General features: G+C 30.2%; 22 protein-coding genes and 1 tRNA gene. 4 read left to right on the top strand and 19 right to left on the bottom strand.

The window, feature by feature from the left end; translation table 11 throughout:
• Nucleotides 1–66 precede the first annotated feature (66 nt).
• The 3 genes from J2772_RS04680 (at nucleotide 67) to J2772_RS04670 (ending at nucleotide 2,079) form a co-directional block, all read left to right on the top strand.
• A tRNA-Leu gene (locus tag J2772_RS04680) sits at nucleotides 67–146 on the top strand.
• A 237-nt stretch (nucleotides 147–383) separates the two neighbouring features.
• Entirely contained in the window at nucleotides 384–1,148 is a 765-nt protein-coding gene (locus J2772_RS04675) for an HNH endonuclease (RefSeq protein WP_209913777.1), read from the top strand.
• Nucleotides 1,149–1,239: 91 nt separating this feature from the next.
• Entirely contained in the window at nucleotides 1,240–2,079 is an 840-nt protein-coding gene (locus tag J2772_RS04670; RefSeq protein WP_209913775.1) for a GNAT family N-acetyltransferase, read from the top strand.
• 34 nt (nucleotides 2,080–2,113) lie between these two features.
• On the opposite strand, the gene J2772_RS04665 is transcribed toward J2772_RS04670, so the two are convergent.
• Entirely contained in the window at nucleotides 2,114–2,800 is a 687-nt protein-coding gene (locus J2772_RS04665; RefSeq protein WP_209913773.1) for a GNAT family N-acetyltransferase, read from the bottom strand.
• 121 nt (nucleotides 2,801–2,921) lie between these two features.
• On the opposite strand from J2772_RS04665, the gene traM reads away from it, so the two are divergent.
• The gene (gene traM / locus J2772_RS04660) at nucleotides 2,922–3,386 is read left to right on the top strand and encodes a conjugative transposon protein TraM (RefSeq protein WP_209913771.1); all 465 of its coding nucleotides are present in this window, start codon (nucleotides 2,922–2,924) and stop codon (nucleotides 3,384–3,386) included.
• A 193-nt stretch (nucleotides 3,387–3,579) separates the two neighbouring features.
• Here the strand turns inward: traM and J2772_RS04655 are convergent, their stop codons facing one another.
• From J2772_RS04655 to J2772_RS04570, 18 genes are all read right to left on the bottom strand, one after another.
• Complete coding sequence (locus J2772_RS04655) at nucleotides 3,580–4,122, bottom strand: GIY-YIG nuclease family protein (protein ID WP_209913769.1); 543 nt, start codon at nucleotides 4,120–4,122, stop codon at nucleotides 3,580–3,582.
• A gap of 3 nt (nucleotides 4,123–4,125) precedes the next feature.
• On the bottom strand, nucleotides 4,126–6,045 hold the full coding sequence (locus J2772_RS04650) for a type IV secretory system conjugative DNA transfer family protein (RefSeq protein ID WP_209913767.1): 1,920 nt from the start codon (nucleotides 6,043–6,045) through the stop codon (nucleotides 4,126–4,128).
• Nucleotides 6,045–6,833, bottom strand: coding sequence for a DUF5712 family protein (locus J2772_RS04645; protein ID WP_209913765.1), 789 nt, complete (start codon nucleotides 6,831–6,833; stop codon nucleotides 6,045–6,047). The genes J2772_RS04650 and J2772_RS04645 overlap by 1 nt, the downstream gene beginning before the upstream one ends.
• Entirely contained in the window at nucleotides 6,808–7,260 is a 453-nt protein-coding gene (locus J2772_RS04640; RefSeq protein ID WP_209913763.1) for a BfmA/BtgA family mobilization protein, read from the bottom strand. The genes J2772_RS04645 and J2772_RS04640 overlap by 26 nt, the downstream gene beginning before the upstream one ends.
• Before the next feature lie 164 nt (nucleotides 7,261–7,424).
• The gene (locus J2772_RS04635) at nucleotides 7,425–8,237 is read right to left on the bottom strand and encodes a toprim domain-containing protein (protein ID WP_209913761.1); all 813 of its coding nucleotides are present in this window, start codon (nucleotides 8,235–8,237) and stop codon (nucleotides 7,425–7,427) included.
• 249 nt (nucleotides 8,238–8,486) lie between these two features.
• Nucleotides 8,487–9,725, bottom strand: a complete 1,239-nt coding sequence (locus tag J2772_RS04630) for a primase-helicase family protein (protein WP_209913760.1) — start codon at nucleotides 9,723–9,725, stop codon at nucleotides 8,487–8,489.
• A 272-nt stretch (nucleotides 9,726–9,997) separates the two neighbouring features.
• Complete coding sequence (locus J2772_RS04625; RefSeq protein ID WP_209913758.1) at nucleotides 9,998–10,279, bottom strand: helix-turn-helix domain-containing protein; 282 nt, start codon at nucleotides 10,277–10,279, stop codon at nucleotides 9,998–10,000.
• Between the two features lie 127 nt (nucleotides 10,280–10,406).
• Nucleotides 10,407–11,822, bottom strand: a complete 1,416-nt coding sequence (locus J2772_RS04620) for a hypothetical protein (RefSeq protein WP_209913756.1) — start codon at nucleotides 11,820–11,822, stop codon at nucleotides 10,407–10,409.
• Complete coding sequence (locus tag J2772_RS04615) at nucleotides 11,813–13,033, bottom strand: site-specific integrase (RefSeq protein WP_209913754.1); 1,221 nt, start codon at nucleotides 13,031–13,033, stop codon at nucleotides 11,813–11,815. Before J2772_RS04615 ends, J2772_RS04620 begins: the two co-directional genes overlap by 10 nt.
• Nucleotides 13,034–13,296: 263 nt before the next feature.
• Nucleotides 13,297–14,298 carry a YhcG family protein gene (locus J2772_RS04610; protein WP_209913753.1) on the bottom strand — a complete coding sequence of 334 codons (1,002 nt, stop codon included), beginning with the start codon at nucleotides 14,296–14,298 and terminating at the stop codon, nucleotides 13,297–13,299.
• 5 nt (nucleotides 14,299–14,303) lie between these two features.
• Nucleotides 14,304–14,855: a hypothetical protein gene (locus J2772_RS04605; protein ID WP_209913752.1), complete on the bottom strand. Its 552-nt coding sequence runs from the start codon at nucleotides 14,853–14,855 to the stop codon at nucleotides 14,304–14,306.
• 300 nt (nucleotides 14,856–15,155) lie between these two features.
• Complete coding sequence (locus J2772_RS04600; protein WP_209913750.1) at nucleotides 15,156–15,554, bottom strand: hypothetical protein; 399 nt, start codon at nucleotides 15,552–15,554, stop codon at nucleotides 15,156–15,158.
• Between the two features lie 33 nt (nucleotides 15,555–15,587).
• Nucleotides 15,588–15,917 (bottom strand): hypothetical protein, encoded by a 330-nt coding sequence (locus J2772_RS04595; RefSeq protein WP_209913748.1) that lies wholly within the window; start codon nucleotides 15,915–15,917, stop codon nucleotides 15,588–15,590.
• A 20-nt stretch (nucleotides 15,918–15,937) separates the two neighbouring features.
• Nucleotides 15,938–16,321 (bottom strand): transposase, encoded by a 384-nt coding sequence (locus J2772_RS04590; RefSeq protein ID WP_209913747.1) that lies wholly within the window; start codon nucleotides 16,319–16,321, stop codon nucleotides 15,938–15,940.
• Nucleotides 16,322–16,528: 207 nt separating this feature from the next.
• Nucleotides 16,529–19,810, bottom strand: coding sequence for a fibronectin type III domain-containing protein (locus J2772_RS04585; RefSeq protein WP_209913746.1), 3,282 nt, complete (start codon nucleotides 19,808–19,810; stop codon nucleotides 16,529–16,531).
• A gap of 1,376 nt (nucleotides 19,811–21,186) precedes the next feature.
• A complete protein-coding gene (locus J2772_RS04580) occupies nucleotides 21,187–21,945 on the bottom strand; it encodes a LytR/AlgR family response regulator transcription factor (protein WP_209913744.1) in 759 nt (252 codons plus the stop codon).
• Between the two features lie 6 nt (nucleotides 21,946–21,951).
• Complete coding sequence (locus tag J2772_RS04575; RefSeq protein ID WP_209913742.1) at nucleotides 21,952–23,598, bottom strand: tetratricopeptide repeat protein; 1,647 nt, start codon at nucleotides 23,596–23,598, stop codon at nucleotides 21,952–21,954.
• Between the two features lie 637 nt (nucleotides 23,599–24,235).
• Complete coding sequence (locus J2772_RS04570) at nucleotides 24,236–24,424, bottom strand: hypothetical protein (protein WP_209913740.1); 189 nt, start codon at nucleotides 24,422–24,424, stop codon at nucleotides 24,236–24,238.
• Nucleotides 24,425–24,595 lie beyond the last annotated feature (171 nt).

The following is a 24,595-nucleotide window of genomic DNA, read 5'->3' as shown; positions in this document are numbered from 1 at the left end:
ATTGAAAAAAGTTCCTATATTTGCACACCAATTTGAAACAAACATCACGTTTGAAGTAAACATCAAGCCCAGGTGGCGGAATTGGTAGACGCGCTGGTCTCAAACACCAGTTCTTAGGAGTACCGGTTCGATCCCGGTCCTGGGTACAAAAAACCTCTGAAATCATTTGATTTTCAGAGGTTTTTGATTTTTAGGGGATCAAAAAGGGGATTGTTTTTTTTAACTACTGTTAATAATATCGTTAACTAATTTATTTTCCCTAGAATTATTATTAGTTCTTTTTAATATTATACTAAACAAAGTACTTCTCTTTATTTTGTATCTTAGCTTAATTGATCTCAATTGAAAAATTAATCCAATAAAAGTCCAAACTACAACTATATATGAAGATATGCATTTGGTGTAGCCGAAACGATAATAATACAAACTTTAATACTATAGCACATACTTTTCCACAATCAGTAGGAGGAAAAAATATTTGTTTAAATGTTTGTGATGATTGTAACTTTGCATTCGGAAAAAAGCAAAGCTTTCAGCCCTCAGTAGATTTATCAATTAAGGAGATATTCAACTTATCAAGGTTTTTAATTTCGGATAAAAAAAATATCCGTTCTTACAAAAGATTTACTTCAGAATATTTTAAGGTTAATCTTGAGCAACGTAAGATTGGTATTAGAGTGAAATATAAATTTCAAAGCAAATTCCAAGAAAACTTTGCAAGAAGTTTCAAACGTGGTATATATAAAATATTTTTAGAAGAACGAGAACGAATATGTGGAGATTCTCATTCAGAAGAATTTAATTTTATCAGAGAGTTTGCTCGATATAATTTGAATGATATCCCTTTATATTATTTGAAACCTTTACAACCTATACTATTTATCGATCAGGAACATCTTGATAACCCTCAACTCCATTTCATGCAACCACATATAGAATTACATGAAAAGTATAGATTATATGAGTTTTATTATGGAGGATATACATATCTGCTTCACACAAATGTATTCATGCAGGATTTCCATATCAACAATTACAATAATGAAATTGTATCAAATAATAAAAATAGCATGAATTTATCTTCGTTAGTTAAGATTAACAAAATGGAGGATTTAGATTTTAGATATAATCTTTTTAATGAAAGATAATAAATGTTGTTAGTAATTTTTTTATTTTCCTTAGCTTAATAATATTTTCTACCAACAAAAATATTGTATTTTTGAAATAAACATATTATAAATGAACTATATAGCAAATGATAACCCATCCTTTTTCAGGGATTTCCTTAATCAAAATTTTGCAGATAAATCGCTCTATCAATACACTTACTTACAGAATCAATTAGAATCTGTTTTAAATGGTTACGAACAAATTTATTCAGACTCTTTAGTCAATGTCGATAACAATGATCCTTCAAAATGGATCATTATAGTGAATACAGATCGTTTAGTTTCAATCTATGGTAGCAACTGGGATGCAAACCAAATAAATGAGATTTTAGTAGCATTTGATTTTGATATAGAAAATCACTCTTTTATTTCCGGAACTTCAAAATTAATTCTTGAGATCCTTGATAAAGCAAAAATAAAAGATTATCAAATAGGAAAAAAAAGAAGCTTCTATAAAAGCTCTTCAGTAAAAGAATTTGATTATTCAACCTACAATATTCAAAGACCTGGTTTTGAAAGAGTTCCTGAATTGGCTAAAATGCTTCAAATGTATTATCATGAAGAATATAAGGGCAACAATGACAAGACAATTCAAGATATGTATATGCGAATTAATGACTTAATCTTATCAGATGAAATTTTCACTATTAACGATATAACAGATAATAGTATCATTTCCTTTTGTTCTATAAAAGATTCAAGTCCAGGGATATTATTTACTAATAAATCATCCCGTAACAAAGGGTATGGACAAATACTTTTAAGTTACTGTTCTAATCTATTATTAAATCAGCAAAAAACTATATACCTAATGACAGATGCCGACATTCTCGAATCAAATATTCTTTGTCAAAAAATCGGATTTGAAAAGTTTTACGATTATATTAGTATTGATACCGCCCAATACTAACAGAACTGTTTAAAAACTTATACAATTTTAATTTTTAACTCACCTTTTTTATAGGACTCTCCAGCATTAGTCTTATACTTCCCCTTATTTTTTTATCATCATTAAACAATATACAATCAAAACCAAATGATTCATAAAACGGAATTAGCCATTCATAGCTGTCAGAATCAACACTTGAAAGATCTCCTGTTATACATTTAATATTCTTTCTTTTTGCCTCCGCAATAACAAAATTCATTAAAGCCCTGCCATAGCCTTTATTTTCTGAATCATTTTTGGTTACAAAGTCAGCAATCTTAATTTCACTGCCATAATTCTTAAAACTCATTACACAATCCCAAGATTTACCATCTCCATTTTCGCCTGACAAACAAATTTTATCAAAAATATTTATCTGAGAATAAGTTATTAAAACTATTTCACCATTTTTAGTTAAAGAAACTTCAGTTTTTGAATTATTATCTTTTTCAATAATATACTTCAAGCGTTCAAGCCTTTTAGACAACTGTTTATTTCTTTCTATCAATATTTCATTCTCTTTATACAGTTCGGTTCTCTTATGATCAGAAATTTCCAAAAACTTCTGATCATCCTCAAATTCATTTTTCAGAATTCTACGAGCTATCGACTTTATTATTAAAATTATGGCTGCAATTACCATTCGCAAAAATATAAAAGGAAGCATCAATATAATCCTCAGTGTTTTAATAATATTTTTCATATTTACTATTTTGAAATAAATATAATAAGAATTTCCTATTCTAATTTTCTTAAAAATAATCCTTTATAAATGGTATTGATTTTTAAACTTAAAAAATTTACATTCACAAAAAGTTATTAGTATGAAAAAAACAATTTTAACAATCTGTTTAATGGCTGGAAGCTTAAGTTTTGCAATTTCCCCAGTTAAAACAATCCCCACACATTTTTTAACTTCAAAAGTTGAAACTCTAGAAAAGCAAGTTAAAGCTAGATTAATTACTTCAGGGCAAGTGCAAAATGGAAGAACATTAACTTTTATTCTACTTGAACCTCTTATAATTTCAGGAATGGAAATCAAAAAAAATCAAGTAATTTCCGGGATTGCTAATGAAAAAGACGGGCGTCTCTTTATTGAAATTAATACCATTAAGTTTAATGAAAAAATCCACCCTGTAAAAATGAAGATATACTCAGAAAATGGAATTGAGGGATTAGGAATTATTGGAAAGAAAAGAACTTCTAAAAAAGCAATTGAAATTCCAAATGGATTATATGTGAGAGTTATGGCTCAAGAAACAAATTTTGAACAAAGAAGCAACGAATGACAATCGTTTTGAAAAAACGGGCAGTCTGAGGAAGTGACGACTGAAAAAATTGTTTCTTTGATAAAATGTATTTATATTTACAAAAGGGACAGGACAAATATAATCTGAACAGCTTCGGCAGGATTATGAGTCTGAACAGTTCCTTTATTTGTTAAAAACCTCTATTATACTTTATAATAGAGGTTTTTTTCATTTAAACTTCAATTCTAAAATCTTCAATATGTTTATTATAAAAGTCAATGATTAAGCTACTAATAATTTTATATCCAGGAATGCCAGATGAAAATGAAATTCTCTTTAATAAATTATTAGCTTCATTCGAAATTTTTGCATTAGTTGTTTTCGAATAATCTAAAGAGTCTTGTGATAGTAGTATATTTTGAATTTCTAAAGAGAATTTTTCATATTTTTTCAGTCTCATTCTCGTTTCAAATTCATCATAAGAATACCAATCTATATTAATGTCAAATGAAAACTCATTATTCGAATTAAAAGAGATGTTATATTTAGGATTTAATTTATTTATCAAAAATCTTTCTTTTATCTTCATATCTTCAGAGGATAAGCATTCATGATAAAGTATATTTGAAATTTCATTAAGACAACTCTCATCTAATCCTGTACTAACAAGCTTAAAATGGTTATCCTCAATCCTTCCTATTAAATTAGTGGTTAAGCCGATATAAAGAGGCTGATTCTCTTTATTTAAAAACATATATATATAAAATCCTTTCATTTTTTAATTCTTTAAATTATTCCACAATCTTGTTAGTTCATCATCAATATTCCCATTTGAATTATCCGAAGTCTCTGCATGAGAATTATCTGAATTTTGAGTTTCTTCGACAATCTGATCTTTTTCAATTTTCTCGATCTTTTTAGGTATAATATCAATTGCTTCTGTAGAATGACTCTTTATACCATTAAAAATATCAGAAATATCAGCTTTAACAGCCTTATAAAAATTTGAGATATCAGTTCTACTATGCTGTGGAAGATTATTAATAGTTTTTTCTTTCTGCCGTGGATTAACTGTTTTAAATTTTTCGTAGAAAAAAGGTCTGGAACTATCTGATATCTTCCCAATAAAAACTCCCACTGGTAAATTCATAAACTCTGAATTTCTAAAGATTTCTCTTTCTTGTACAGCATAAGTTTTACCATAATTTTTAATTAAAATATTCTTTGTGCTACGAGACGTATTTTTACTCTCAAAATATTTATCTTCTTTTCCAAATTGCTTACTTAATATATCCGCAGTATGAGAACTAGCAACTCTACCATAAAAATGATTAAGGCAACTTGCAAATAATACTTCTGCTTTCTCTTTTCCGTAGTTATCATTAAGTTGTGAAAGATCTTGACAAAATAATACTGTTGAAATTTTATTACTTCTTCCTGTATTCGGAACAACCTCAATATTTGGAATAAACACAGTTGGAGACTCATCCAATAATATAAAAGAACTTTGTCTCTCAGGTGTATTCATTTGCTTGGATGCTACAGTAATAACCAAAGAACATAAAGGAGATAAAGCACCGGCAATGGTTGGGTTACTACCCACTGTTAGGACTATTGGATTATTGGGATCATTAACATCTAAACTAAATTCATCCGCTCCAAAAATGTACATAAATTCAGGCGTATTTATTTGTGATATTGCCCCCTGAAGACTTCCAACTACTCCTGCAATTTGTTCTCCTGCTCCACTCTCTAAAGCTGTAGCCAATGAAATTATCATATCTCTTGTTTCATCATGCTTCGATAATAATTCAATTAATTTCTTATGGTCTGAAGTGATTAAACTAAAGATGTGAGGTAAATCGCAAAAATGAGGATGATTTTGTTTCATATACCAAATACAGGCTGTTAACAGATCAGTCGCTGATCTACTCCAAAAATCTTCCCTTTTGATACTTTCTTTCATTAAGTTTTTTATGATAGCAGTTGCATACTCCCGGGCATAAGCTACATGTGGCATATATTTAGGGTGTAACGGATTTACTCTATGAGTTCTTTCGGCATTATTAAGATTCAAAACAAAATGCTTTACTGGCTTATTTCTATAGAATGTTTCTACTTCATCAGATAATGCAGGAAATTTAAAATCATAAACAATACCTGTAAAATCAAGTTTAGAAAATTCACGGATTAATGGAACTGCAATACTTTCAGATTTTCCCGATCCTGCTCCACCAATCACTAAAATTCCCCTATAAGGATTAGGAATTGTAAGTTTTCCATCATTCATTAATTCTAAATCAACTGTTGTACTATTTTCTTCAATTGTAGATTTCTTTGTAATAACGCTATTTGAAAAATTAAATAATGAAAATTTAGTAAATAAAGGGCGGATAGGATAAAAAATAAAATCCGTGTACTTTTTATAAACAGGCACTAAAGATGGAAAAATCAATTTAAGAAAAAATAACTCAATCCAATAAATCAATAGTTCCATTACTATGCAAAAAGCCAAATTCCATAATTTTAATGAATTAATATTATTAGGGCTCAATATTATACTTTTTACAATTTTAAATCCATAAATCCAACCACCAAAATTAATTTCATAGAGGATTTTTACGCCATAAAACACTGACAAAACGATAATCATGAGTATAAACAAGATCATCATACTTTTAATAAAACCATTTTCCATTATCTTTTTATTTTTTGAGTGGTTATAACAATCTTTTGATTGATTTCTCTAGGTCTGTTTTGCTTTTTTGTATCTTCATTATACTTTATTTCTGCTGCTTTTTGAAAAGCCTTTTGTTTAGATTCAAAAGAACCATTCTTTAAAGCATTTTTATACTCAAAACTATCTTCAAATTTTCTTTGATATTGAAACCTTTTATCAAATGAAACTTCACATTTATTCATAAATTCTTTTCTATTAAATCCACCCTTAACTTTCCCGTTTTGAGTATTCTTGTGATTAGTTTGTGGACTAATTTTTATTTTATTATCAATAGTCTTTCTACTAATAATGATATGAGCATGCAAGTCTTCGTTACTCTCGCTACCTCTTTCTCTGTGTATTTTACCATAGAACATGATATCCTCGTTATTTAAATTTTTATTGAAGTTTTCTGCGTAAGATTGCATTACTTCCTGCCGAACAAAGCTTTTTAAATTTTCAATTCTTTCATTTTCGTTGTCACCCAGGTTTTTAATCTCATCAGGACTTGGAGAAACAACAACACTAAAAAACTTTGAATCATCTTTGCAAAGCTTTGCTTTGTTCTGATCTATACTAATTTGTACTTCATCGGGAGGCACATTATCGCTTGTCAAAGAAAAAAAATGATTGATAGGCTGATTATCAAAGATCATTTTATAGTCTTCATGTTGTAAGTAATTTACAAGTGCTCCGCAACTTCCTGTGTTAGCATAAGTACTATTACCACCACCGAGAATTTTAATGTGCATTTGGGATTTTTTCATTTACAAAATTCTCAATAAACTCATATCTGTTTTTAAACAATTCTGCAACTTTCGGAATGTTGGATTTCTCGGAATCTTTAATACATAAGATGTATAAAATAATTTTTAAATTAATTTGTTCTTGTTCATTTTCCCCCTTTATTGTTTGAAATAATTCTTCAATTCTTTTCAAAAATGGAAGTAAAATTTTTGTTTCCTGGGCTTTCCCAAATGCAAATAAATCTTCAACCCTTTTTAATATTTTTGTGACCTCTGAATGAGGATTTTCATTTATCATAGGATCTATTCCATAACGGCGAAAATAATTTAGAGATAGGCGTATATATTCTTTTTTTGTAATCCCAATTTTTTGACAAAACCTTTCCAAATCTTTACTATCTGCGTGAGAAATTGCAAGTGTGCTATTTTGTGATTTTTTTGATTCCATATAGTGTGTATTATATTATTTACATTTGACAATCAACACATTATAAAAAATACATATTCATAATATGTTAAAAAAAGTGGCGAATAAATTGTAAAAAATTGATTATCAATTTTTTAACCCCGTAGGGCAAGACTGAACAGGGCATAAAGCCCAGTTCCGTCTTGCTATTTAACCACCCTAATAATTTGCGGTTTTTCATGAGTTATATACTCATTTAAATCCTTATAGTTTTGATAAATATGAGAGTAATCCAATGCCTCTGGAAAGGAAGTAATAAACTCATTTTTACACTTAATTCCAGCCTTGTCATTATCAAGAAATAAAGAGATCTTATTGTAGTTTTTTAAAGTTTCTATTGCTTTATTAATTAATGAAACTGAATTCAAAACAAGTATATCAACATCCAAAAGGTCTTGTTTTTCTATATAAGAAAGCGCATCAATGAACCCCTCAAAAACACAGACATTTTGACATCCATTTTTAATTAGTGAAATATCTTTTTTCAATATCGAACCTTTGAAAAAAGAGTTTCGAAACTCCCATCCTCCTGAGTCATTTTTAAAACCAATGGCATACAGTTTTTTACCGTTCATTATAAATTTGACTTCATGTAGATACCTATATATTTTACTTGATAGTCCTCTCTCTTTTAAATATTTCTTAAGATTCCAATTTTGAAGTTCTGAAACTTCATTTATTTTATATGTTGGCTCAAGAATATCCGTTTGCTGATGAAAAGAAAAAAAATTTCGTTCACCTGCCCACGATAGCACTTCTTTCACAGAACAATTAAGATATCTCCTAACGAAATCAATATTATTACCTCCTATCCCATCGGAAAACAGGAACCATTGATTTTTATTAATATCTATCTTAAAGGAAGCTTGAGTTTCGTCTCCGAAAGGATTTAAAAACCATAATTCTTTTTGACTTTGTTTGGTGGGATGATATCCCAAGGAAGAAAGAATCTCTTCCAATTTTATTGAGTTAAATTGCTTACAATTCATAATCTAAAAAGCTGGGTTAAATTCTTGTGTTTTTTTGATGAATTGATGAGAAACATCTGTAAAAAATTAAAATACAATACCTTACACTCTCATCAGATTCTCATCAACTCATCAAATTCTAGTAGATCATCTCATCATTTCTTCATCAAAAAATTGGGTTTAAAGATTTGATGAGAAGTTTGATGAATATTAACTTATTGATTTTCTTTTCACTATCAATTAATTCATCAATTCATCAAATTTTTCAGAAATAAATTTTTTGTTTATTGTAAAATACCTACCAATACGGTTTTGCTGATAAAAGCTCCCACCATGATCGAGATCATATTTAATATAGGCTAAAGAGTTTTTCTGAGGCTCTAGGTTCCAGGATTCTTTAAGGAGTTTTCTGATATCATTTATTACCCAATAAGAATTTTTAAACATCTTATTCAACATATTTAGAACATCCGCAGGAATCACGTTAACTTCCAAATCTTCTACAGTTTCAAAAAGTTCATGAAAAAGTTCAATCACTTTGGATTCCAACTTATTATTACTTCTCCAGACAAGTTTTTGCAGGGCTTTTGTTCTTATTTCTTCCTTAGAAAACCACATTCTAGTTTTCTTTTCAGAATAGAACTTCCTTTCAAATAGAAATCTTAGAAAATAAGGTATTTCTTTAATAAGGCTATCCAGAAACTCCGTATTTTCAGATTTAATTGGACTAATTTTTATAATCCAGAACCTTATCTCATTTTCATCAATTTGTATAAAAGAATCCTCGTTATTCGAACAGAGTACGAACTTTGCAAAAAAATCGACTTCCTCACGGTCTTTTCCTTTAGCTTCTATTTTATCTTTATTCGTTGTTGAAAGGTATTTTAGGCGTTCAGTAATCTCTTTTTTATCAAAGAAAACTTCATCTATTGCTACAAGTAACATGGCTGCCCAATCAGCATTAAATGGACTTGCAAAAGAGTCTCCTTTAATATAAGTCATATTCAATCCAAAGATTGCTTTTAGCCATTTTATAAATGTCGATTTTCCCGTAGATCGCTCCTTACTTACCAGACAAAGAATTGGTAATATTTGTGTAGGACTTTCAAGAAGAATTTTAAGATAATCAAAACCCAATTCAATCTGTTCTGCGAAAATATGTTTCATAAACTCTATTGAAAAGGGAGTTAATCGCTTTAACGATTCAACATCCGTTTCACCCTCAAAAATTTTCACAGGCATTTCATTATATATATTGTAAAATCCTGCAATTATTTTTTGATAACTCAAATGGCTTGGAACACAGCAAAAGCCATCATATTTAGGAACTTTTGCTATATAACTTTTACCATGATCATTTATAATTGCCTCTCTGGTCCATTTAACCAAAATTGATATAGTATCTCCTGATATAAGAGGTTTTTCAACTGTTTTGTGATATACGGTTCCTATTCTGAGGTAAGGAATTTTTTCATTCATCTTTTATAAAATTTTAAAATTCTCCATATCAATAAATTGACTTGAATAATCCTCTTTTGAAACTTCTCTTTTAGCAATTCAATAATATTCTTTCTGTAATACTTTTCTATAAAATTATCCTCAATAAGAATATTACATGCTATTCTTCGATTGTGATGTTTTGGGAGATTTTGATCTTTTACTAAGTCTTCTAAATACTGTTTTCTCTTAAAATTATCAGGCAACGAATCTAATTCTCTGATCAACTGATGTAAATCTTTCATTGCCCTGAATTATTGTTTTCTATTATTTCGACCATATTCTAAAAGCTCTTTTTTAGAATAATAGAACCTGCCACTAAAATTATAGTGAGGAAGATTTTTGTTTTTCCTCCAATCTATAATTGTAGGAATTGAAACGTGCAAGAATTTCGAAGCTGCTGTTTGAGAAATAAGATCTTCAGGTTGATCTTCTGCTGTCTTTTCAGGAATTATAAAGTTGCTTGCTTTAGAAAGAATAATTTCTACTGCCTTTTCTAAATCTCCTTTTGAATGTGAATAAAGTAGTGTTGACATTTTAATTTACTTTTATTGGTTTTTCTAAAGCCAAAGTTCATCATCAAAAGACTGCAAAATAAAAGTCCCATAATTTTGGGACTCTATTTTATACTCAATGTATTTATTTATAAGGGGTTTTAGAATTTTATAAAAATTCTATTGGGACTGTTGAATTTAGTATCCTTATCTTTTCTTTTGTTAATTTAAAGTTTCTTAAATGTGCCTTATCTATACTAGAGTTTTCAAAATGGTCAATCTGATCAGATATGATAAGAAGTAAAGTCTTCAGTTCTTTAATTTTATAATTGAAAATTTTCCCTTTAAAATAATCAAAAAAGCCCATAAAATATTTTATATCCTCAATATCCATTTTCTGTATTTTGGGTAATTCAATAGCATTTTCATTTTTTATAAAATAAACTAGTTCTGAAAATACTTTTTTAAATTCCGGTTGCTTTACACCAGAGAATGTTAAATCAATAAATTTATCGAATAATTTTATGACTTCTTTTGTATCTATTATTATTTCCAAATTAGATTTCAGACTTAGATTTCCCAAGCTGTTTTCTATTGTCTTTATACGAGATTCTGTAGATGCAGTTTTAAATTTTGACGGAAAAGCTTCATTTATAAGCCAAGAATTTTCAATGTTAATTTCTAGGTCAAAATCCTGTAAAAAATCAATATTAGGTAACTGAAAATCATTCGATATTCTATAGAATGTAATATAATAATCTGCTTCTTTTTGGGGGAAATTAAATCTTTTCAAATATTCTTCTACTACGTCATTTTCATCATATAAATCCAAACCTTTCTTTCTGAATTCAAAGAAATTGAAATATTTTAAATAGTTATATTTTGTTCTATGAGAAATTTCATCAAGTATATTATTAAATTTATTTTTTAAAATTTCGAATTTTTCATCAAAAATTGTTTCAAACTCTTGTTCTTCAAAAATCTGCTTGATCTCATTCTTTAATTCATCTAAATTTTTAAATAAAAAAGGAAAAATTAATAGTAATTCTCTATCATTAAAACTTTGAAAGTTTCCCATCAAACTTAATTTTCCGTAATTAGAACTTTGATACCTCTGAAGTATCAGATTTATTATTCTTAAGATTTCTATACTTAGAAATAAATAGATATAATTAATTACATCATTTATATTTTTTATTTCATATTCAAAATTAACTTTGATTGGAAAAAAATAATCTGTTAGTGAAATTGGGTAATAATATTCGCCTTTCGCCAATTCATACTTCGTAAAAACACCTGAGGCATCCTTATTATACAGTTTGGCTTCATATGTGACTAAAAGTCCAAAAACAGATTGTAAATGTTGTAAATTGGAATTTAAAAAATGACTGTTATTATGGATAAATTTTTCTCTCTCTCGGTATAAGAAAAAAAACTGTGAGGATAAATCTAAATAAGAAATGTCCTCATACTTTTCAAGCATATTTAAAACACCAGCATTCTCATAGAAATATTCATTTAAAGTGACTTGAGCCACTTCAGAATTATATAAATATCTCGTAAAATTCAACTTGTTTATTTCCATGCTTTATCCATTTGATCATCAGTAAACGCTTCAGTAACTTTCATATATTTATCCAAAACAGCATCTTTCTTAATATTTGCAATCTTCTTAATTGCTTTTGGTTCCATACCTAATAGAAGAGAGTTGGTTATAAAGGTCTTTCTGGCTGTATGGCTACTGATAAGCTCAAATTTGGGGACTGTTTTGGAAACTTTTTTAGAACCTACAAACCAATTTATAGTTGTCATTGTATCAATCTCTGCCTTTTCACAACATTCCTTTATATAATCGTTAAATTTCTGTTGGGAAATTGAAGGTAATGGCTCATAGATTGTATCCTTATATTTATCAAGAATCGCTTTAGCGTACTTATTTATCTTTATAGCATGATTTTGTGTTTTCGTCTTCTGTATAGATAGTACAATATGATCCTCCGAAATATTGGCTAGATGGAGCTTTGCTAAATCAGAAAACCTTAAGCCTGTAAAGCAACCCATACAATAGAAATCACGAACATGGCTTAGTCTATCATTATCGAAATCATGATTATTTAACTTTAAAAGCTCATCAAATGTTAGGTATATAATATCAATATCATGCTCCGTAGCCTTAAAATCCTCAAAGTCTCTTTTATTATGATATCCTTTCTTAATACAGAATCGGAGCATTGTTTTCAATACAGCAATAATCTTAGCAAAATAGTTATTTTTTATTTCTCTTTCAATAAAGCAGTACCTGGATAATTCTTCAAAAAAACGATCGTTTATTGATTCAAATTCAATTTTGTAATTAGTATCATTTTCAAATTCCTTTAAAAAATTTTTGACAGTAGTCTGTGCTTTCGTTGTATTATAAGCTTTGGATAATTTACCTATCTCAATAAATTCATCAAAACAAGTAAAGAAATCAAAACTAGAAACGACTACATCTTTGGAATCAAACTTTTCAATAAAAGTCTCTTTATTAAATGGAATTTTATTGGCTCTAAAAAAAAGAAAAACGTCATTAATTCTATTCTCAAGAGATTGTAATGTCTCATTAATTTCTAAATGATTATTGTATTTTTCTTTTTTAGAGTTTGGTGAAACTCTAAATCCATTCCAGTATCTAAGCTCACAACTTTCACCAGTATTGCGTTTGATTATTGTCTTCTCATGTTTTATTAAAACACGAATAGGCATTAAGCTATCTTGAGTTACTTTATCCTTTCTTAATTCGAAATAGTACTTCATTTTAAATTTAAAATAGATGAAACAAAATAAAGGGGGAATAAAAAGGGGATCATTTTAAAAATTAAAATCAAAAAAACTGACTAAAATTTAAACAATCAAATTTTATCTTACTCAAATATAACAATATACGAACAATTAAAACTAATTAAAATTCACTAAAAAAATATGGTAGTTCGGTCCTGGGTACAAAAAACCTCTGAAATTATTTTATTTTCAGAGGTTTTTAATTTTTTAGGGTAGCCAAAAAGGGGATTAAATTTTTATTAACTTTCTTTATTCCAATCTATATTTTTAGACTTTTCAAACAATTCATGCAATTTTTTCTGAAGTATTTTTTTATCCGGAAGTTGTGTTTTATATTCTGAAACCATCGTAGGGGAAAGCGATCTACTTAAAGCATATTCCACCACTTCGCTGTCTTTATCTTTGCAAAGCAATATTCCAATACTGGGATTTTCATTGGACTTTTTTACATCTCTATCTAATGCTTCAAGGTAAAAATTGAGTTGTCCTAAATGTTCCGGTTTAAATTTATCCGCTTTGAGTTCAAAAGCGACCAAACACTGCAATCCTCGATGATAGAATAATAAATCAACATAAAAATCACTATTTCCAACTTGTAGTTTGTATTCTTCGCCAATGAAAAGAAAATCTTTACCTAATTCCAAGATAAAATTTCTCAACTGACTGACTAATCCTTTTTGCAAATCACTTTCGTTATGGGCTTCAGAAAGATTTAGAAAGTCAAATATATAACTGTCTTTAAAGGTATTTGAAATATTGGGGTGTAATTCTCTCAACACTGGTAAGAGTTTTTCATTTCCAATCATTATTCTCTCAAAAAGAGAAGAAGAAATTTGCCTTTCTAATTCTCTTTTGCTAAACCTTTCATCTATACATAATTTTAGATAGAACTCTTTTTCTTCATTAGTTTTTGCTCTCGAAAAAATTATCAGATTATTTGTCCAAGAAACTTCTCGCACCAGTGGTGAGAGTTTTGGAAAATCTTTATAAGTTTCATAAAACTGCTTCATTCTCCAAAGATTTTTATCTGAAAAACCTTTTATTCCCGGTTCTGTTTTTTGAATATGACTAGCAAGTTCTTCAACTACGGATTTTCCCCATTCAGAATTCTCTACTTTGTTACTGATATATTCTCCAATGTTCCAGTAGAGATTGATTAATTCTTTATTTACCAATCTCAAAGCATTATTTTGAGCTTGTTTTATTAAAGTAATAATTTGGTCAAATTGATTAACTAACATAGTTTTTATTCAAAATTATAATCTGATTCTTTATCAAAATAATCTACATAACCTATTTGAGACATTCCTGGTCTCTCAATAAGTTTATATGAAATTTCTTCGCGCACATCTTCTATATTATCAATTTCATTATCTAAAAAAACTTTATGAAATTTAGGCATAATTTTTATTATCAAACTACCTGTATCCGTAAAGTCCCGAGATAATAATTTCCAATTTAATCTAACTTCAGAACCTTCTCCTACTTTTGGTTCAATATAAAAATTTCCGGAAGTAAAACTATCTCCTTGGACAAGTGTTTGATCTTTTGGAACAATAATCAAAGCCTTATTAGAATTTCTATATTCCTTAACATTATTTATATAATTAGGATTATATAAGAAATGACCGCTTTCCGCTCCAACTTTTTCAAAATCTCCTTCAAATTCAAGTTCAATTTTATAGTCTTCAATTACCGATTGACCAGTATTTGTAATTTGAAGTTTTAACCAACAATTTTGCTCCCATTTATATTTAAGATGAAGAGGGTGGTTATTAAAATTAATCTTTTTAAACATCTCGTTCAAGCTATTTTTAGGAATACTATTAATTGCTTTGTCTAAAGAATCATATTTATCTATAACTCTACTTAATGGAACACTATAATCAACTTCCTCCTCTAAAATTTCTATTTTTGGCTTTAGAATATAACGATTAATATTTTTTTGGAATTTTGGATGACAAATAATTTCGTTGCCTCCATTGTCAAAAGTTATAGAAACCTTTCTAACCCTATGAAAATCTTCATTTTTAACATACCAATTATAGACTTCTGGAAATTCAGATAATTTTCTTTCAAAAAACTCCCAGAAGCAAATTTAAATAGAGAAAAGGCCATTTTTTATATTTTCTACACTTGTTGTTCTAACATATTCTTCAACTTTTTGATCTTTAGGAAGTGAAGTTGCAATTATTAGTTTACTTAAACTAGGTTGAAAGCCTTTAGCTTTATCAATTTCTTCTTGAATATCTTTTATGGTAATTCTATTAGGCAAACCATTAATCAAATTTAACTTCTTATTTTTACACTGTATTCCATTATAATTTAATCCATTATTTACCGGGCCATAAATATCAACTCCGTTTTGACCTTGTGCATTGTCTGAATTAAATTCGATTTCATTGGGAATCTTCCATATTCCCCCCCAAAGCTTCAAGCATAAAGTTTCAAAGTCTTGCCAATTTTTAGGAGGATGTATATTTAAAGGTGATTTCATATTCTGTTAAAATAATAATTTGTTTAGATATTTTTATTCAGGTTTAATAAATTCCTCTATATCTAAGATATTTTCTTCTTTAAACCATTTTCTTATATTTTCAAGAGCTAAATCGTCTACTTTTGACAACATTAATACTACAAGATTTTCCTTTGCTCTGGAACATTCTACATAAAATAAATTACGTGTACGAAGTTTCCTTTCCTCCTTTTCTTCTAAATCATTAAAAAAGTTATTGAAGTTATACTCTTGTTTCCATTCAGTATCATCTATAACTGTTAAAACATTTCTATATTCATCACCTTTAGTTCCATGTTTTGTAGAAAAGACTGTTTCATTTTGTATATGTTTCCAAAACTTCAAAACTTCATCATAAGATAGATTTAAAAATGCATCATAAAAACCACCTGTGTAAAGACATCCTTAAATGCAGTTTGCAGTTTCTGGCTTCGAAAACGGGCAATGGTATTATGATCGGCAATATTCATATTGGAAAGCCACATGAACAAAACATTTTCCCGCATGGCCTTTTCTATCTTACGGGAGGAATAAATATTTTCCATATACGCAAAAACCATCACTTTGAGCATCATCAGGGGATGATAGCTAGCGTTACTTTCTTTGCGGTATGCATCTAATAAAGGGCTGATGTTGATCTTGTCTAAAACTTCATTTACAATCCGCACAGGATGATCCATAGGAATCAGATCGTCAAAAGTATGTGGAAATAAAACCAGCTGATTTTGATTATAATGTTTAAAAGCCATACATCTGATTGATTACCAAATAAATATACAAAAAAAAAAAAAAAAAAACAAATCAAAATATATAAAAATTATTTACTTTTTAACAAGAAAAACCGCCTCAGTTGTGAGACGGCCTCTTCTGTTTTTCATTTTCTATTGTAGAGAATTGAAAATCAATTATTATGGTTAAAAAAATATGATATCAACATATCTGATACTTTATTTTACTTATCTTTTAATTACTTTCACTGTTTTTACATTTCTGTTATCTAAATTTATTTTCACCATATAAACTCCTGATATCAATCCTGAAACATCAACTGTTGCTATTTTATTGTTGATCACTTTGGTCAGGATCAATTGTCCTGCAGTATTCAAAATTGTTACTGAGATAATTTTTTGATCAGAAGATATATTTAAAATATCACTTACAGGACTTGGGAAAACTTTTAAATTATTTGTTGAAGATATAGTTTCTTCAACTGCCAGATTACTTACAGGACATGTAAGAGATACAAACGAAGAACTATTCGCTGTGGAACCATTACCTAATTGTCCTGTTCCATTTAAACCACAGCTAGAAATAGAGCTATCATAATTTAATAAGAAAGTATGATCAAATCCTGTTATAGCCTTTTGATGATTGTTTGAATTGGTCACTGTAATAGTGTTTTTACTAGCGGTTGTTCCATCACCTAATTGACCAAAGGTATTCATACCGCAGAACCACATATTTCCATAAGAAGTAGTTCCTACAGTATGATCAGAACCGGCACTAATACTTTTAACACCATCATACACTGCATTAGGTGCTGATTTAGAGGTATTCGTACCATCACCAAGCTGTCCATAAAGATTTTTACCCCAAGTATAAAGTAACCCATTCGTTTTTAATCCTACGGAATGAAAACCTCCAGCAGCAGCATCCTGCCAATCAGTTTCGGTTCCTATTTGTAAGGCAGTAAATCTAGTAGCTGTAGTGCCGTCTCCTACCTGACCGTATGAATTGGTTCCCCATGCCCAAAGTGTTCCATCAGTTTTAGTAGCCAGCGTATGTACCGATCCTACATCAACACTACGCCAGTTAGTAGCTGTTCCTATTTGATAAGGAGTCGATCGGTTGTTAGTTGTTCCATCTCCAAATTGAGCATTCCCATTATAACCCCAAGCCCAAAGCGTTCCATTGGTTTTTATGGCTAGTGTATTTACATCTCCAGCACAAACACTCTGCCAGTTCGTGTCTGAAGTTATCTGACCAGGGAAAACTCGACCGTTAGTTGTTCCGTCACCTAATCGGCTATTTCCGTTAATTCCCCATCCCCAAAGTGTGCCATTGGTTTTAATAGCCATACTATGAAGTGTGCCCGCGCTCACGCTTTGCCAGTCATTTGCCGTTCCAATTTGTACCGGAGCTGTTTTTGCGATGGTTGTTCCATCACCCAATTGCCCAAAATCATTGGACCCCCAAGCCCAAAGTGTTCCGTCTGATTTTATTCCAAGCGAATGACTCATACCTGTACTTACCATTTTCCAACAACCTGTAGGAAGTGTCGTAAAGCTTCCTCCAGAAACCCAGTTGCTTTTTGTTCCATTACAATTAGAACGCACCCAATAAAAATAGGTAGTTGAAGATGTTAATGGATTTAATGAAGCTATTCCAGGGCCAGTTGTTGAGTAAGTTGCAGCTGTTCCACTTACAGGTGCTGTATTTACTGCAGATAAATATACTTCATAATTAGTAGGAATAGTTGCTGGCGGATACCAATTAAGGCTGCAAGAATTTGAAGTTATATTAGATACTGATAAATTACTAGGAACTCCACAAGTAGCTAGTCCCATACATTGAATATATCTTATTCTATTTGTATTTTGTGTACCACAAGAGGCATTGGTATTTATATGATATCTAACAACTCCTGAATAAGTACCCGAAACCCAGTTTAGAGGTGTAGTACCTGATGCTAGAACCGTATTTCCTAAAGCATTGGTTACTGTAATATAATCTGAGGAATTCGAACTAAAAAAAGTATATTGTGTATTAGAAACTACATTTACGTTTGAATATTCACCAGCATAAGCATCGGCAACAATTTGTTGCGGACTACCAGTACAGGTTGGGGTAAAAGTAGCATTTGGATATAAACCATGCGTTGCCCCATTACAAGTTAAAGCAGCAAGTGTAGTAAAACTTCCACCATAAACCCAAGCACTTTTAGCTCCATTACAATTAGATCTTATCCAATAATAATAAGTTGTCGCTGCCGAAATTCCATTCAATACTCCCGCACCTGCCGATGTGGTTGTTGCAGAAGGTGTTGTAGTGCTTGTTGGTGCAGTATTGGATGTAATAATATAAATATCATAATTTGTTGGCGCTGTTGCTGGTGCTGTCCAGCTCAATCTGCAAGAATTTGATGTAATATTAGAAACCGATAATTGTGAAGGTAATCCACAATTTACAGCTGTTGCACATTGAATATATTTAGTTCTGTTTGTATTTTGTGATCCACAGTTAGAATTACTATGTAAATAATAACGTATCCCACCTGTATTTGTACCTGAAGACCAGCTTAATGGTGTTGGGCCACTTGCTAAAACTGAAGTTCCTGCACTATTGGTAATTGTTATAAAATCAGTTCCCACGGAAGAAGAGAACACATATTGTTGGTTGGCAGTAATATTTACATTAGAATATTGTCCTGCAAAAGCACTAGAAGTAATAGTCTCCGCACTACCAGTGCATGAAGGCGTAAAAGCAGCATCTGGATACAAACCATAAATAGCTCCATTACAACTTAATGATTGGTTTGTTGTGAAAGAGCCACCTGAAGCCCAGCTGCTTTTTTCTGTACCACAATTAGATCGAATCCAATAATAGTAGGTAACACCCGCTGTTAAACCATTAATGTCTTTCGTTGTAGTAGTATTGGTATGTGTAGCTGTGCTATTGACTGTTGGAGCCGTATTTGTAGTGACCATATAAATTTCATAACCACTACTTGGTACATTCGTTGGAGCAGCCCAAGACATTCTTATAGAATTGGAAGTAATGTTGGCCACTGCCAAATTAGATGGAGGTATACAAGTAACAGATGTTGTAATACAATTTACATATTTATTACGCGGATTTGTTGTAGTCATACCGTAACCACATTGGGCATTGTCATGAGAATAAAAACGAACAACTCCAGAAGTAGAGCCCGAATTCCAATTTACAGGATTTGTACCACTTGCCAAAACAACCGTCCCTAAAGCGTTAGTAATGGTAATAAAATCGGTACCATAATTGGTTTTAAATTGATACTGAGTGTTTGGAACAACAGCTATATTGGAAAAACTACCACTTTTTACATTCGTGGCAAAAAAATCATCACTCCCTGTACAGTTTGGTGTAATGGTAGCTGAAGGATAAATGCCATTATAGGCACTATTACATAACAGTGAAGAAATTGTTGTAAAAGTCCCACCATATATCCAAGCACTTTTTTGATAATCACAATCAGAACGCAACCAGTAATGATAGCTAGTATCTGGGTTTAAATCATTAACAAAAAGCGAATTTGTTGTAGAAGTAAATACTGGTACTGTTGCTCCTGGCGTGGCAGATGAAGTACTCACATAAGCTTGATAGCCAAAAGCAGGTGCAGTGGCAGGCGTAGTATAATTGATTGTGCATGATACTGGTGAAATATTCGAAACACCTGTTGGTGTCACATCTAAACACGCTTGAGCCGTAACCCAAGTTACTTTTCTTGTTCGTGCAAACTGATTGGTGGTTTGGCATTGTGCATTTTGGTGAATGTAATACCGAACCGTTTGATTATAAGCCGAAACAAAACTTACAGGTGTAACCCCAGAGGCAATTACTTGTGTACCTGTGTTATTGGTAATTGTTATATAATCAGTAGATACCGATGTGGAAAAGGTATAATACTTTGATGGTTCAATATGCACATTGGTATATTCGCCGGTTCTTGCATCGGAGTTGATCGTATTCGAGCCAGCTGCACCAGTCGCTTGATGAATCCCAGCAGGATATTGAATCCCTGTTGTGCACTGAGCTGAAATTTTTGATGCCATGAGAAAAAGCATCAAAAGTAAGGATAGGGTAATTTTCTTCCTCATCTTAATAAAAGTTTGTAATGGTTATTTAGTTCTATATTTTTTTTATAGTAGGCAAATATAGAGTATATTTTTTGAGATTTGCTTTCATTGCAAATAGTATCAGACGTTTTGAAAATTACATTATTATCTGATCTCTCTTCACCTCTTGGAAATGAAATTTTCGGTATACCATTTCTTATACATTCAGGGAAACATTTCATATATACAATCGTGTTGATAGCACGCCTGAACATTTTATACAGCGTAATAGATTGTATATCCTTTTGTTTTTTAAGGTATAATTTGCAGCTCATAAAAGCACAAACTGAAGAAATGACTATCCCAACAAATGCGATTAGAGATAAAGCCTTAGGTAGAATCATGAAAATTAAAGTTATCACTCTCATAAATTTGTTGGTTAATTTTACATATGGTTAATAGTTATATAATGCTTTGCTAAAAGCGTTTTCAAAAATAGAATAAAAGTTCCCCTGGATTTTAGTAAATGAATATTCGTAAGGATCTGGAGGAAATTCGTGCGCTTTCTGAGTTTTCATATAAAAGAAAAATCCCAAACTCCATAAAATCAGAGCGTGGGATAAGGTTATTAGTTTTTTGTTTTTTTCAGGAACTTAGCCATTAAAAATCTATTCCTTCTAAGCTTGCTATTTTCCACATTCACAATGCAATAATAAAACAATACGTCATAACAATTCCGACAAATGAACATTTGCCGGAATTGATAATAAATTCGTTAGCTTTTTAAATAAATCTGTTTAAAATCATTGAACCTGAAGGTTCTGTAACAAAAGAAGAAAGTCCTCTTTTTTTCGTACCGAAAGCGGAATTGCCACCTTATTCTTCATCACTATGGTATTCCCGCCGTCTGTTTTGATATAGTGATCGAAATAGGCCATATTGATTAAATGTGACTGGTGTGTTCTAAAGAAATTAAATGGGGATAATAGGTTTTCATATTCTTTTAAATTGGTAGAAACCACCAGCTTAGGCGCATTAATGAAATAAAAAGTAGTATAGTTTTTATCTGACTCACAGTTTACAATATCCTGGATATTAACAGAATATATCTTATCAGCAGTTTTAAGAACTAAATTTTGAAGATTCTTCGGACGTTCAAGATTGGCAAATAAATTATTGAGTTTTATATCAAAAATATCTTTACTCAATATTTCTTCAGCTTTTTTTACAGCTTCCACCAATTCATTGGCATTTAATGGTTTTAATAAATAATCGATAGCTGAAAAACGGAAAGCTTTTATGGCAAAATCTTCATACCCTGTAATGAAAATTATTTTAAAAGTAATGGGACTTAGCTTTTGAAGCAGGTCAAAGCCGGTACCGTCTGGCATCTCAATATCAAGAAAAACAATATCGGGGGATAACTGTCTGATGATTTCGACTCCTGATTCTACAGAATCGGCCTGTCCGATTATTGTAATATTAGGACAATTGGCTTTAATCAGAGTACAGTTTTTCTTTCTGATTTCCTGGTTATCATCAATTACGATAGCTCTTAACATGGTATATTAGTTTTCGTGAATGTAGGGTATTTCAAATATAATTTTGGCGCCTTGTATGTTGCCTTCCGCGTCAATTTTATTTTCTGATCGTACTTCAAATTCTTTATTTTGGGTATAATTCAGTAATCTTTCTTTGGTGATTTTCATTGCCATTGATTTATGACCGGACTGTTTTTTCACATCATTAAATCCTAAACCGTTATCTATTATTTCAAAAAATAATTTCTCTTGACTGAAAGAAAAAGCAATTTCGATCATTCCCTTTTCATCCTTATTTCTGATGCCGTGTTTAATAGCATTTTCTATAAACGGCTGTGTTAACATTGGCGGGATAAAATAAGACTCCGTATCAGACACATTTACAATATCTATACTATAATTAAATCTGTCATTATAAAGAAGCTGCTGTATGGATAAGTAATTTTCAACCATGTCAATTTCCTCTTGCAGCGAGATATAATTCTCATTAGAATTTTCCAGAATTTGCCTTGTTAATTTGGAAAAACTATTCAAATAAGATACCGCAACAGTTTCTTTCCCATTGATAATAAGACTCTGAATATTATCTATCGAATTGAAAATAAAATGCGGATTCATTTGAGAAAGTAAAAGTTTCTGTTTTATTCTGTCTTTTTCAAGAATTGTAATTTTTTGCTTCTGCCTATTATTACGATAATAGAAATATCCGCCCAATAGTACCAGTAACAATGCTCCTGAAAGCGCAATCAACCAGTTGTTTTTAGCTGCTGTTTTCTTTTCCGCATTTAATTCCAGGTTGAATTGCTTTTTTTGAAAACCATATTTAATTTGCTGTTGTGCCAATGCATTTTTAGAAGCTTCAACATTACTGGAGTCCTGTAGCTTATTCTGAAATTCATATACTTCCAGTGCTTTTTTAAAATTATTATTTTCTTTATAAACTTTAAATAACAGGTTTGAGGATTTTTCCTGAAGTTGCAGATTGTTAATTTTTTTACTTATTGAAAATCCTTCTTCTAAAAAGGATTGAGATTTGATAAATTCTTTTTTCCGGTAATACAGATCTCCTAAATTGATATAAGTATTGGCCTTAGACAATTCTCCACTATCTGTTTCCAGAGCTTTTCTTAAAAGCGAATCCGATTCCTCAAATTCTTTTTCCTCTATCTTTACCTGTGCTAATTTATTCAGAATAATACTGCTAGTCGCATAATCTCCAAGTTCTTTGGAAAGGGCAAGTGCTTTATTGAAATAAGATACTGCTTCAGGGTATTTTTTTAATAATAAATAGGAAGATCCACAATTGGAATATACCATACTTAAAGTGTATTTATCATTACCCGTCAGATTTTTCTTTTTTTCAAAGTAATTAACCGTTTTTTTTAAGGATTCAATGGCTTTCAGATATTCTCCCTGGTCAATATAAACCGTACCCATTACTGAATTTACATAGGAAATTCCTTCCTGGTTCTTGTCTTTGTCTTTCTCGAAATATTTCAGTGCAGTAAATAAACATGATATTGCTTTTTCATATTCATTGATGTGAGAATAGAATATACCTTTATTTACAAGGGTATAATTCATTTCATAGTAATCTCCGGTTGATTTGAAAAGAGCTATACTTTTATCAGCATACTCTAATGTTTTTACAACATCTCTTTTGGCTTCATACATTGAAGATAAGTTAGTGTAATAAATTGCTAAGTACTGGGTGTATTTTATTTGTAAATCCTTACTGTTGGTCTTCTTTAAATTTTTGGACGCAATTTCCCCCATCATCTTGGTCAATACATCGGATGTATGACTATTTGAAGGTATTTGATCTATCAGATTTGCTATTTTCGAGAGTTTGAGGGTATCATGTATTTTAGAATTTAATATTTCTTTTTTCAAAGAATCAATAGTTTTATCCTGAGCATAAATATTTGAAAAAATAAAAAATAGAAATGTGGTTACAGTTAGTAGTTTAGTTTTATACATAAATAAAAGAAGGAATTGAATTAGGAAAACAAAAATTCGTATTTGGGAGACTATTTCTCTATTAATTTATTTTTCTTTAAATTTTCGTTAAGTATTTTCCATATTATATAAAATCGAAGCGCAATATATAAATTAAAATCAAGCTTAGAAATAAACTTTAAATTAAATATTATAAGTTTATCATTATCTAGAAATATTTGCATTTAAAGACCACATCTTGATTAAAATTTTAATATCAATTTTCTACTTTTCCTAAAAGTGGATACTCTAACCTGAATTGATACCTTTTAGCATCAAGAGCTTATTTTAAAAGTGTTCTAAAAGCTTAAAATTATACTTTTGTAAATGAAATAATAAACTGGATGGTTGTTGTATAAGCTTTTAATACATAATCTACTCCATTCAGGGAAAAATATCTTTCTGAAGGAACTTTACTGAAAATATTTCCCTGATTGGGGTCCGGATTGTTTCCTGAACAGATTTCAAATGGATTTTTTAGCCCAATGGATATACACCTCATCACACTCTTTAAAGTGGTGATAGGGATTCATAGTGTTTCCTGAATTTTGCATATCAATCGTATCATTACTAAACATTCCGCCTGTACCTTGATAGAGAACCCGATCTTCTTTTGAAAGTTTTGTAACTCCCTGTATCTTTTTTTTTCTTTTTTATAATAAAGGTGAAATGG

This window comes from Chryseobacterium jejuense, assembly GCF_017877355.1.
GTDB classification, from domain to species: Bacteria; Bacteroidota; Bacteroidia; order Flavobacteriales; family Weeksellaceae; genus Chryseobacterium; species Chryseobacterium jejuense_A.
This window is presented reverse-complemented; position numbering and strand designations above follow the sequence as displayed.

Coding starts and splice junctions, on each gene's coding strand:
- J2772_RS04675 (WP_209913777.1), top strand. CDS start 384: ATGAAGATATGCATTTGGTGTAGCCGAAACGATAATAATACAAACTTT.
- J2772_RS04670 (WP_209913775.1), top strand. CDS start 1,240: ATGAACTATATAGCAAATGATAACCCATCCTTTTTCAGGGATTTCCTT.
- J2772_RS04665 (WP_209913773.1), bottom strand. CDS start 2,800: ATGAAAAATATTATTAAAACACTGAGGATTATATTGATGCTTCCTTTT.
- traM (WP_209913771.1), top strand. CDS start 2,922: ATGAAAAAAACAATTTTAACAATCTGTTTAATGGCTGGAAGCTTAAGT.
- J2772_RS04655 (WP_209913769.1), bottom strand. CDS start 4,122: ATGAAAGGATTTTATATATATATGTTTTTAAATAAAGAGAATCAGCCT.
- J2772_RS04650 (WP_209913767.1), bottom strand. CDS start 6,045: ATGGAAAATGGTTTTATTAAAAGTATGATGATCTTGTTTATACTCATG.
- J2772_RS04645 (WP_209913765.1), bottom strand. CDS start 6,833: ATGAAAAAATCCCAAATGCACATTAAAATTCTCGGTGGTGGTAATAGT.
- J2772_RS04640 (WP_209913763.1), bottom strand. CDS start 7,260: ATGGAATCAAAAAAATCACAAAATAGCACACTTGCAATTTCTCACGCA.
- J2772_RS04630 (WP_209913760.1), bottom strand. CDS start 9,725: ATGAATGAAAAAATTCCTTACCTCAGAATAGGAACCGTATATCACAAA.
- J2772_RS04625 (WP_209913758.1), bottom strand. CDS start 10,279: ATGTCAACACTACTTTATTCACATTCAAAAGGAGATTTAGAAAAGGCA.
- J2772_RS04620 (WP_209913756.1), bottom strand. CDS start 11,822: ATGGAAATAAACAAGTTGAATTTTACGAGATATTTATATAATTCTGAA.
- J2772_RS04615 (WP_209913754.1), bottom strand. CDS start 13,033: ATGAAGTACTATTTCGAATTAAGAAAGGATAAAGTAACTCAAGATAGC.
- J2772_RS04610 (WP_209913753.1), bottom strand. CDS start 14,298: ATGTTAGTTAATCAATTTGACCAAATTATTACTTTAATAAAACAAGCT.
- J2772_RS04605 (WP_209913752.1), bottom strand. CDS start 14,855: ATGTTTAAAAAGATTAATTTTAATAACCACCCTCTTCATCTTAAATAT.
- J2772_RS04600 (WP_209913750.1), bottom strand. CDS start 15,554: ATGAAATCACCTTTAAATATACATCCTCCTAAAAATTGGCAAGACTTT.
- J2772_RS04590 (WP_209913747.1), bottom strand. CDS start 16,321: ATGGCTTTTAAACATTATAATCAAAATCAGCTGGTTTTATTTCCACAT.
- J2772_RS04580 (WP_209913744.1), bottom strand. CDS start 21,945: ATGTTAAGAGCTATCGTAATTGATGATAACCAGGAAATCAGAAAGAAA.
- J2772_RS04575 (WP_209913742.1), bottom strand. CDS start 23,598: ATGTATGAAGCCAAAAGAGATGTTGTAAAAACATTAGAGTATGCTGAT.
- J2772_RS04570 (WP_209913740.1), bottom strand. CDS start 24,424: ATGAGGTGTATATCCATTGGGCTAAAAAATCCATTTGAAATCTGTTCA.